The following is a 10958-nucleotide window of genomic DNA, read 5'->3' on the forward strand; positions in this document are numbered from 1 at the left end:
GGTCAGCCGAGCCCGAGCTCCGCGTCGATGAAGTCGAGGACCTCGTCGGCGGACGCGGAGTCGAGCTGCTCCGCGACCGTGGTGCCGTCCGCCTGCTCGCGGACTCCGTTGCACTTGGCCACCAGGCCCTGTAGGCGCAGCGTGATGGCGGATCGCGCGGACTCGTCGAGGGCCAGGCTGCCGATCAGCGACTCGACGTCGGCGATCCGGGCGTTCACCCGGGACAGCGGATCGCCGCCGGCCCCGAGCTCGTCGCGCAGGTGCCGGGCGAGGACCAGCGGGGTGGGGTGGTCGAAGACGAGCGTGGCGGGCAGCTTCAGCCCGGTCGCCTCGCGCAGCCGGTTGCGCAGCTCCACCGAGGTCAGCGAGTCGAACCCGGCCTCCTTGAACGCCCCGTCGGGCCGTACGGCCGCCGGGTCGGAGTGGCCGAGCACGACCGCGACCTGGCCGCGCACCAGGTCCAGCAGCAGCGTCTCCTGCTCCTCGGGGCCGAGCCCGGCGAGCCGGCGGGCCAGGCCGCCGTCGTCGCCGGACGCCGCCCGCGCCTGCTGCCGCCCGGCCCGGACCAGGCCGCGCAGCAGGTGCGGCACCGCGCCGCCGGCCCGCACCTCCCGCAGGTCGAGCTTGACCGGCACCAGCAGGGCCTGGTCGGCGGCGAGGGCGGCGTCGAACAGCTCCATGCCCTCCGTGGCCGTCATGGGCCGCACGCCGCCCCGGCTCATCCGCGCCTGGTCCGCCCCGCCGAGGTGGGCGGTCATGCCCGTGGCCTGCTCCCACAGGCCCCACGCGAGCGACAGCCCGGGCAGGCCGGCCGCCCGGCGGTTCGCCATCGCCGCGTCGAGGAAGGCGTTCGCCGCCGCGTAGTTGCCCTGGCCGGGGGAGCCGAACACGCCCGAGCCGGAGGAGAACACCACGAACGCGTCGAGGTCGCGGTCGCGGGTCAGCTCGTCCAGCAGCGGCACCGCGTCGACCTTGGGGGCGAACACGGTGGCCAGCCGCCCGGGGGTCAGCGCCCCGATCACGCCGTCGTCCAGCACGCCCGCCGTGTGCACGACGGCGGTCGGGGGGTGCGCGGCCAGCAGGGCCGCCACCTGGTCGCGGTCGGTGGCGTCGCAGGCGACGACGGAGACCGCCGCGCCCCGGTCGGTCAGCTCGCCGACCAGGTCCGCGATGCCCTCGGCGGCCGGGCCGCGCCGGCTGGCCAGCACGAGACGCCGCACGCCGTGGCGGGCGACCAGGTGCCGGGCCACCACCGCCCCGAGCACGCCCGCGCCGGAGACCAGGACCGTGGAGTCGGGGCGGAAGACAACGGGCACGTCCGGCGCCCGGTCGTCGGCGCGGGCGAGGCGCGGGACGAGCAGGGCCGCGCCACGCGCGGCGACCTGCGGTTCCCCGCTGGCCAGCACCGCGCCCAGCACCGCCTCCGGCCCGTCGACGGCGGCGGGGTCCAGGTCCAGCAGGACGATCCGGTCCGGGTTCTCGGCCTGCGCGGAACGCACCAGACCCCACACCGCCGCCGCGCCCGGGTCGACCACCGCGCCGTCACCGGCGGGCACCGCCCCCCGGGTCACGACCACCAGCCGCGACTCCTGCGGCCCGTCCAGCCAGGTCTGCACGTCGGCCAGCACCCGCGAGGTCGCGGCCAGCGCGTCGTCGCCGCCGGCCACCTCCAGGATCTCGGCGTCGACCGGGGCGGGGGCCACCGCCGGGGCGGGCAGTTCGGTCCACTCCACGCGGAACAGCGAGTCACGGGGCCGCGTCGTCGCGGCGAGCTTCGCCACGGCCACCGGCCGGGACGCGACGGAGTCGACGGTCAGCACCGGGCCGCCGGCCGCGTCCGCCGCCTCCAGCGCCACGGTGCCGGCCGCGCGGGGCGTCAGCCGCACGCGCAGCGCCGGGGCGCCCCCGGCGTGCAGCGCCAGCCCGGCCCAGTCCAGCGGCAGCCGGGGCCCGTCCGCGTCGTCCCCGGCGTCGGGCAGGACCGGCTGCACGGCCGCGTCCAGCAGGGCGGGGTGGATGCCGTACGCGGCGGCGTCCGCACGGTGCTCCTCGGGCAGGGCGACCTCGGCGAAGACCTCCTCGCCCCGCCGCCACACCGCCCGCACCCCCCGGAACGCGGGCCCGTACGCGTGGCCGCGCTCGGCCAGCTCCGGGTAGAGGTCGTCGGCCTCGACCGGCTGGGCGCCCGGCGGCGGCCAGGCCGTGAAGTCGAACTCCGGCGTCGGCGCGGGCGCGGCGGAGAGCGTGCCGGTGGCGTGCCGCGTCCAGGCGTCCCCGCCGTCGTCGGGCTGGGAGTACACCTCCACGGCGCGGACCCCGCCGTCGTCGGGTGCGCCCACCGCGACCTGGACGCGCACGCCGCCGTGCTCGGGCACGACCAGCGGGGCCTCCGTGACGAGTTCGTCCAGCGTCGGGCAGCCCACCTCGTCGCCGGCGCGCACCGCCAGCTCGACCAGGACGCCGGCGGGCAGGAGCAGCGCGCCGCCGACCGCGTGGTCGGCCAGCCACGGGTGGGACCGCAGCGACAGGCGGGCGGTGCAGACCAGTTCCTGCGAGCGGGGCAGCGCGACCGTCGCGCCCAGCAGCGGGTGATCCGCCGCGGACTGGCCCAGCGACGCCGCGTCGGTCGCGGACTCCTCGGTCTGGAGCCAGAAGTGCTGGTGGTCGAACGCGTAGGTCGGCAGGTCCGGGTGCCCGGCCACGGGCGGCAGGACGCCGGCCCAGTCGACCGCGACGCCCCGGACGAAGAGCTCGGCCACGGAGGTCAGGAACCGGCGCGGGCCCCCGTCGTCGCGGCGCAGCGTGCCGGTCACCACCGCGTCGTCGGCGGTCTCGCTGATCGGCTGGACGAGCACCGGGTGGGCGCTGACCTCCACGAACACCCGGTGTCCCGCCGCGAGCAGGCCGGCCACCGCCGGGCCGAAGCGGACCTGGTGGCGCAGGTTGCGGTACCAGTAGTCGCCGTCCACGACCCCGGGATCGGTGATCCACTCGCCGGTGACCGTGGAGAGGAACGGCACCGTCGGCGCCTGCGCGGTGATCCCGGCCAGGGCCCCGGCCAGCGTCTCGCGGATGTCCTCCACGTGCCGCGAGTGCGAGGCGTAGTCCACCGCCACCCGCCGCACCCGCACGCCCTGGCCGGTCAGCGACTCCAGCGCCTCGTCCAACGCCCCGGCGTCACCGGCCACCACCACCGACGACGGGCCGTTCACCGCCGCCACCTCGACCCGGTCCGCCCACGGCTCCAGCAGGGCCCGGGCGTCGGGTTCGGACAGCGCCACCGAGGCCATGCCGCCCCGGCCGGAGAGCTTCGCGGCGATGGCCTGGCTGCGCAGCGCCACCACCCGCGCCGCGTCCTCCAGCGACAGCGCGCCGGCCACGCACGTCGCCGCGATCTCGCCCTGCGAGTGACCCACCACCGCGTCGGGCCGTACGCCCACCGACGACCAGACCGCCGCCAGGCCCAGCATGACCGCGAAGCTCGCCGGCTGCACCACGTCGACCCGGTCGAGCAGGTCCACGTCGCCGCGCAGCACGTCCCCCAGCGACCAGTCGATCCACGGCGTCAGGGCGTCGGCGCACTCGGCGATCCGCTTGGCGAAGACCGGCGAGGAGTCGAGCAGCTCCCGGCCCATGCCGACCCACTGCGAGCCCTGGCCCGGGAAGACCCACACGACCTTCCCCGGCGTCCCGGCCCCGCCGGTCACCAGGCCGGCGGCGTCCTCGCCCCGGGCGAGCGCGCCGAGCCCGGCGAGGGCCTGCTCGGCGGTGCCGGCCACCACCACGGCGCGCTCGTCGAGCAGGGCCCGGCCGGACACCAGCGCGCCGGCCACCGCCGGCAGCGGGGCCGCGCCCGTCTCCAGGTACGACGCCAGCCGGCCGGCCTGCCCGGCCAGCGCCCCGGCGCCGCGCGCCGACAGCACCAGCGGCACCACCGCGTCGGGCTGGGCCGGCGCGGCCGGGGTCGGCTCCTCGGGCGCCTCCTCGATGATCAGGTGCGCGTTCGTCCCGCTGATCCCGAACGAGGAGACCCCCGCCCGGCGCGGGCGCTCGCCGCGCGGCCACGGGCGCGCCTCGGTCAGCAGCTCCACCGCGCCGGCCGACCAGTCCACCTCCGCCGTCGGCGCGTCGACGTGCAGCGTCGCCGGGAGGACGCCGTGCCGCAACGCCTGCACCATCTTGATCACACCGGCCACGCCCGCCGCCGCCTGCGTGTGCCCGATGTTCGACTTCACCGAGCCCAGCCACAGCGGGCGCGCCGGGTCGCGGTCCTGCCCGTAGGTGGCCAGCAGCGCCTGCGCCTCGATCGGGTCGCCCAGCACCGTGCCGGTGCCGTGGCCCTCGACGACGTCGACGTCGGCCGCCGACAGCCCGGCGTTGGCCAGCGCGGCGCGGATCACCCGCTGCTGCGACGGCCCGTTCGGCGCGGTCAGCCCGTTCGACGCGCCGTCCTGGTTCACCGCGATGCCGCGCAGCACCGCCAGCACCCGGTGCCCGCGCTCGCGCGCCACCGACAGGCGTTCCAGCAGCACCACGCCGACGCCCTCGGCCAGGCCCATCCCGTCCGCGCCGTCCGCGTACGCCTTGCACCGCCCGTCGGTCGCCAGCCCCCGCTGCCGGGAGAACGACAGGAAGGAGCCCGGCTGGGCCATCACCATCGCGCCGCCCGCCAGCGCCGCCGAGCACTCCCCCTGCCGCAGCGCCTGCACGGCCAGGTGCATCGCCACCAGCGACGACGAGCACCCGGTGTCCACGGTCACGGCGGGGCCCTCGAAACCGAACACGTACGACACCCGGCCGGTCGCGATGCACGGCGCGGCGCCCGTGCCCGCGAAGCCCTCCAGCTCCGGCGCGACCTGGCGGCCGGAGCCGGCGCCGTAGCCCTGGGCGGAGAGCCCGGTGAAGACGCCGACGTCGGCGCCCCGCCACGACGACGGGTCGACGCCGGCCCGCTCCATCGCCTCCCAGGAGGTCTCCAGCAGCAACCGCTGCTGCGGGTCCATCGCCAGGGCCTCGCGCGGCGAGATGCCGAAGAACCCCGCGTCGAAGAGCCCCGCGCCGCCGAGGAAGCCACCCTGGCTCGTGTACGACGTGCCCGGGCGGTCCGGGTCCGGGTCGAACAGTCCCTCCAGGTCCCAGCCCCGGTCGGTGGGGAAGCCGGCCACGGTGTCGGTGCCGTTCGCCACGACGTGCCACAGCTCCTCGGGCGAGGAGACGCCGCCCGGGTACCGGCACGCCATCCCGACGATGGCGATCGGCTCCCGCGCCTGCTCCTCGACCTCGCGCAGCCGCTTGCGGGCGTCGCGGGCGTCGCCGATGGCCCTCTTGAGGTAGTCGCGGAGTTGTACCTCGTCAGCCATTGAAACTCAGCTCCCCGGGATGTTCGTGTGTGCGGTTGCCGTAGCGCGGGTCGGGCGGTGGTCAGGCGTAGCGGTCGACGAGGGCGAACAGCTCCTCGTCGCTGGCGGTCTCGAGGTCGTCGTCGGACGGGTCGGGCTCGACCGCCTCGGCCGCCTTCAGCAGTTCCCGCAGCCGCGCGGCGATCCGGTCGCGGGCCTCGCCGTCGGCGGCCGCGACCCCGATCGCCGACTCCAGGCCGGCGAGGCCGGCCAGCACGGAGTCGACCGGGGACGCCTCGTCGACGACCAGACAGTCGCGCAGGTGGCGGGCGAGGGCCTGCGGGTTCGGGTGGTCGAAGACCAGCGTGGCCGGCAGCTTCAGCCCCGTCGCCTCGCGCAGCCGGTTGCGCAGCTCCACCGAGGTCAGCGAGTCGAACCCGGCGTCCTTGAACGCCCCGTCCGCCCGGACGGCGCTCGCCCCCGAGTGCCCGAGCACGACCGCGACCTGGGCGCGCACCAGGTCCAGCAGCAGCGTCTCCCGGTCGGCCGGGGCCAGCTCGGCGAGCCGGCGGGCCAGCCCACCGTCCCCGCCGGACGCCGCCCGCGCCGACTGCCGGCCCGGCCGGACCAGGCCGCGCAGCAGGTGCGGCACGCCGCCGCCGCTCGCCGCGTCGGCGCGGACCTCGCGAAGGTCCAGCCTGATCGGCACCAGCAGCGACTGCCCGGACGCCAGGGCGGCGTCGAACAGGTCCATGCCGTCGTCGGAGCCGAGCCCCAGGACTCCCCCGCGCCCCTCGCGCCGGCTCATCCGGTCCAGGGTGACGTCGTCGATGGTGTCGGCCATGCCGGTGAGCTGCTGCCACGGCCCCCAGGCCAGCGACAGCCCCGGCAGGCCCGCCGCCCGGCGGTGGGCCATCAGGCCGTCCAGGTACGCGTTCGCCGCCGCGTAGCCGCCGCTGCCCGCGCCCATGAAGATCGACGAGGCGGACGAGTAGACGACGAACGCGTCGAGGTCGAGGTCCCGGGTCAGCTCGTGCAGGTGCCGCGCCGCGTCGACCTTCGGCGCGAACACCCGGGCCAGCTTCTCCGGGGTCAACGCGCCGACCACCCCGGCGTCGAAGACGCCCGCCGTGTGTACGACGGCGGTCGGGCGGTGCTCCGCCAGCAGGGCCGCCACCTGTTCGCGGTCGGAGGCGTCGCAGGCGACCACCGCCACGTCCGCGCCCTGCCCGGTCAGCTCGGCGACCAGCTCGGCCACGCCGTCCGCGTCGCGGCCCCGGCGGCTGGCCAGCACCAGGCGGCGTACGCCGTGCCGGTCGACCAGGCGGCGGGCCGCGAGCGCGCCCAGCGAGCCCGCGCCGGAGACCAGCACCGTCGCGTCGGGGCCGAATCCGGCGGAGGCGTCCGCCGCCCGGTCGGCGCGGGCGAGGCGCGGCACGGAGAGGGTGGTCCCGCGCGCGGCGACCTGCGGCTCGCCGCTGGCCAGCACCGCGCCCAGCACCGCCTCCGGCCCGTCGTCGGCGGCGGGGTCGAGGTCCAGCAGGACGATCCGGTCCGGGTTCTCGGTCTGGGCGGCGCGCACCAGGCCCCACACGGCGGAGGCGTCCGGGTCGGTCACCACGCCGTCGCCGGCGGGCATCGCGCCCCGGGTGGCCACCACCAGCCGCGAGTCGTCCAGGTCGGCCGCCGTCAGCCACGCCTGCACGGCCGCCAGGACCCGCGACGTCACGGCCAGCGCGTCGCCGTCGCCGACCGCCTCCAGCACCACGGCCGCGGGCACGTCGCCCGGCGCGTTGGCGTCGACATCGTCGCCCCGGAAGGCACCGTCGCCCTGGGCGGCCCTGTCGGCGCCGTCGCCCCGGGCGATCCTCGCCAGCAGGGCGGCCACGTCGGCGGCGGTGGCCACCGCCGCCCAGCGCGGCGACGGCTGGGTCGGCACCGGCGGCAGCTCGGTCCAGTCGACGTGGAACAGCGCGTCGGCGGGGGCGGTGTCCAGCCGTTCGGTGGACACCTCGCGCAGCACCAGCGAGTCCATCGTCAGGACCGGGCCGCCGGTCGGGTCGGCGGCCTCGACGATCATCGTGTCCGGGCCGCCCGGCGCGACCCGGACCCGCAGCGCCGAGGCGCCCACGGCGTGCAGCGCGAGCCCGTTCCACGCGAACGGCATCACCGACCGCCCGGGTTGCTCGTCCGCGCCGGCCGCCGCGGCGGCGGCGACGGTCCCGGTCTGCAGGGCCGCGTCCAGCAGGGCGGGGTGGATGCCGTACGCGGCGGCGTCCGCGCGGTGCTCCTCGGGCAGGGCGACGTCGGCGAAGACCTCCTCGCCCCGCCGCCACACCGTGCGCACCCCCTGGAACGCGGGCCCGTACGCGTAGCCGCGCTCGACGAGGTCGGCGTAGAAGTCCCCGACCTCGACCCGCTGCGCGCCGGGGGGCGGCCAGGCCGCGAAGTCGAACCCGGGTGCCGGAGCGGGCGCGGCGGAGAGCACACCCGTGGCGTGCCGCGTCCACGCCTCGCCGCCGTCCTCGCGCAGCGAGTACACCTCCACGGTGCGCGCGCCGGTCTCGTCCGGCCCGCCCACCGCGACCTGGATCCGGACCCCGCCGTGCTCGGGCACCACCACCGGCGTTTCCGTCACGAGTTCGTCCAGCACCGGGCAGCCGGCCTCGTCGCCGGCGCGCAGCGCCAGCTCCACCAGGCCGGTGCCGGGAAAGAGCACCACGCCGCCGATCGCGTGGTCGGCCAGCCAGGGGTGCGTCCGCAGCGACAGCCGCGACGTGAAGACCAGCCCGTCCGACTGCGGCAGCCCCAGCACCGCGCTGAGCAGCGGGTGGTCCGTCGGCGACTGGCCCAGCGACGCCGCGTCGGTGCCCGCCTCGGCCGACTGGAGCCAGTAGTGCCGGCGGTCGAAGGCGTAGGTCGGCAGCTCCACCCGCGCCGACGCCGCCCCGGCCGGCAGCACGGCGGCCCAGTCCACGCCGACGCCGCGGACGAACAACTCGGCCATCGAGGTGAGCAGCCGGCGGGGGCCGCCGTCGTCGCGCCGCAGCGTGCCGCTCACCACCGCGTCGGCGTCGTCCACGATCTCGTTGATCGGCTGGACGAGCACCGGGTGGGCGCTGACCTCCAGGAAGACCCGGAACCGCTCGCCGAGCAGGCCGGCCACCGCCGGGCCGAAGCGGACCTGGTGGCGCAGGTTGCGGTACCAGTAGTCGCCGTCCACGACCCCGGGATCGGTGATCCACTCGCCGGTGACCGTGGAGAGGAACGGCACCGTCGGCGCCTGCGCGGTGATCCCGGCCAGGGCCCCGGCCAGCGTCTCGCGGATGTCCTCCACGTGCCGCGAGTGCGAGGCGTAGTCCACCGCCACCCGCCGCACCCGCACGCCCTGGCCGGTCAACGACTCCAGCGCCTCGTCCAACGCCCCAGCGTCACCGGCCACCACCACCGACGACGGGCTGTTCACCGCCGCCACCTCGACCCGGTCCGCCCACGGCTCCAGCAGGGCCCGGGCGTCGGTTTCGGACAGCGCCACCGAGGCCATGCCGCCCCGGCCGGACAGCTTCGCGGCGATGGCCTGGCTGCGCAGCGCCACCACCCGCGCCGCGTCCTCCAGCGACAGCGCACCGGCCACGCACGCCGCCGCGATCTCCCCCTGCGAGTGACCCACCACCGCGTCGGGCCGTACGCCCACCGACGACCAGACCGCCGCCAGGCCCACCATCACGGCGAAGCTGGCCGGTTGCAGCACGTCGACCCGGTCGACCAGGTCGGGGGCGGCGTCGCCGCGCAGCACGTCCACCAAAGACCAGTCGACGAACGGCTTCAGCGCCTCGGCGCACTCGGCGATCCGCGCCGCGAAGACGGTCGAGGTGTCCAGCAGCTCGCGGCCCATGCCGACCCACTGCGAGCCCTGGCCCGGGAACACCCAGGCCACCTTGCCGGGGGCACGGCCGCCGCCGGTCACCACGCCGGGGGCGTCCTCGCCCCGGGCGAGCGCGCCGAGCCCGGCGAGGGCCTGCTCGGCGGTACCGGCCACCACCACGGCGCGCTCGTCGAGCACCGCCCGGCCCGCCACCAGCGCGCCGGCCACGCCCGCGAGCGGCGCGCCGGCCGTCTCGACGAACGCGGCCAGCCGCTGCGCCTGACCGGCCAGCGACGCCGCGCTGCGCGCGGTCACGACGAGCGGCAGCACGCCGTGGGTCGGCGCCTCGCCGGCGGGCTCCTCGGGCGCCTCCTCGATGATCAGGTGGGCGTTCGTGCCGCTGACCCCGAACGACGACACGCCGGCCCGGCGCGGGTGCCCGGCGCGCGGCCACTCCCGCGGCTCGGTCAGCAGCTCCACCGACCCCTCGGACCAGTCCACGGCGGTGGTGGGCGCGTCGACGTGCAGGCTGGGCGGCATGACGCCGTGCCGCAGCGCCTGCACCACCTTGATCACGCTGGCCACGCCCGCCGCCGCCTGCGCGTGGCCGACGTTCGACTTCAGCGACCCCAGCCACAGCGGCCTGTCGGGGTCGCGGTCCTGCCCGTAGGTGGCCAGCAGCGCCTGCGCCTCGATCGGGTCGCCGAGGGACGTCCCGGTCCCGTGCCCCTCCACGACGTCGATCTCGGACGGCGACAGCCCGGCGTTGGCGAGCGCGGCGCGGATCACCCGCTGCTGGGACGGGCCGTTCGGCGCGGTCAGCCCGTTCGACGCGCCGTCCTGGTTGACGGCGCTGCCGCGCAGCACGGCCAGGACGCGGTGCCCGCGCTCGCGCGCCACCGACAGGCGTTCGAGCAGCACGATGGCGACGCCCTCGGCCAGGCCCATCCCGTCCGCGCCGTCGGCGTACGGCTTGCACCGCCCGTCGGCGGCCAGCCCCCGCTGCCGGGAGAACACGACGAACGAGTTGGGGCTGGACATCACCATCGCCCCGCCGGCCAGCGCCATCGTGCACTCGCCGGACCGCAGGGCCTGCGCCGCGAGGTGCATCGCCACCAGCGACGACGAGCAGGCCGTGTCGATGGTGACCGCCGGGCCCTCGAAGCCGAACACGTACGACACCCGGCCCGAGGCCACGCTCGACGCCATCCCGGTGCCGGCGAAGCTCTGCATCTCCGGCCCGATCGGACCGGAGCCGTAGCCCTGCGGGGCGGAGCCGACGAAGACGCCGACGTCGTCGCCCTTGAGTGACGTCGGGTCGACGGCCGCGTTCTCGAACGCCTCCCACGACGCCTCCAGCAGCAGCCGCTGCTGCGGGTCCATCGCCAGGGCCTCGCGCGGCGAGATCCCGAAGAACCCGGCGTCGAAGAGCCCCGCCTCGTGCAGGAAGCCGCCCTGGCTCACGTACGAGGTGTCCGGGTGGTCCGGGTCGGGGTCGAAGAGATTCTCCAGGTCCCAACCCCGGTCGGTCGGGAAGCCCGACACGGCGTCGTGCCCCTCGGCCACCAGCCGCCACAGGTCGTCGGGCCCGGCGACGCCGCCGGGCAGCCGGCAGGCCATCCCGACGATGGCGATGGGCTCGCGGGACGCGCCGAGGAGCTGCCGGTTGCGCTTCTTCAGCTCGCCGACCTCGGCCACCGACCTGCGCAGCGCCTCGACGACCTTCTCATACGACGCACTCACCGGGCGCCCCC

The 10958-nt window shown here is 77.0% G+C and carries 2 protein-coding genes; both read right to left on the reverse strand.

The window, feature by feature from the left end; translation table 11 throughout:
* Positions 1–2: 2 nt before the first annotated feature.
* Complete coding sequence (locus LPU43_RS20855) at positions 3–5360, reverse strand: type I polyketide synthase (protein ID WP_229402175.1); 5358 nt, start codon at positions 5358–5360, stop codon at positions 3–5.
* A gap of 61 nt (positions 5361–5421) precedes the next feature.
* Positions 5422–10947: a type I polyketide synthase gene (locus LPU43_RS20860; protein ID WP_373321768.1), complete on the reverse strand. Its 5526-nt coding sequence runs from the start codon at positions 10945–10947 to the stop codon at positions 5422–5424.
* Positions 10948–10958: the final 11 nt, after the last annotated feature.

Source organism: Micromonospora okii, from assembly GCF_020884795.1.
Taxonomy (GTDB): domain Bacteria; phylum Actinomycetota; class Actinomycetes; order Mycobacteriales; family Micromonosporaceae; genus Micromonospora; species Micromonospora okii.

Coding starts and splice junctions, on each gene's coding strand:
- LPU43_RS20855 (WP_229402175.1), bottom strand. CDS start 5,360: ATGGCTGACGAGGTACAACTCCGCGACTACCTCAAGAGGGCCATCGGC.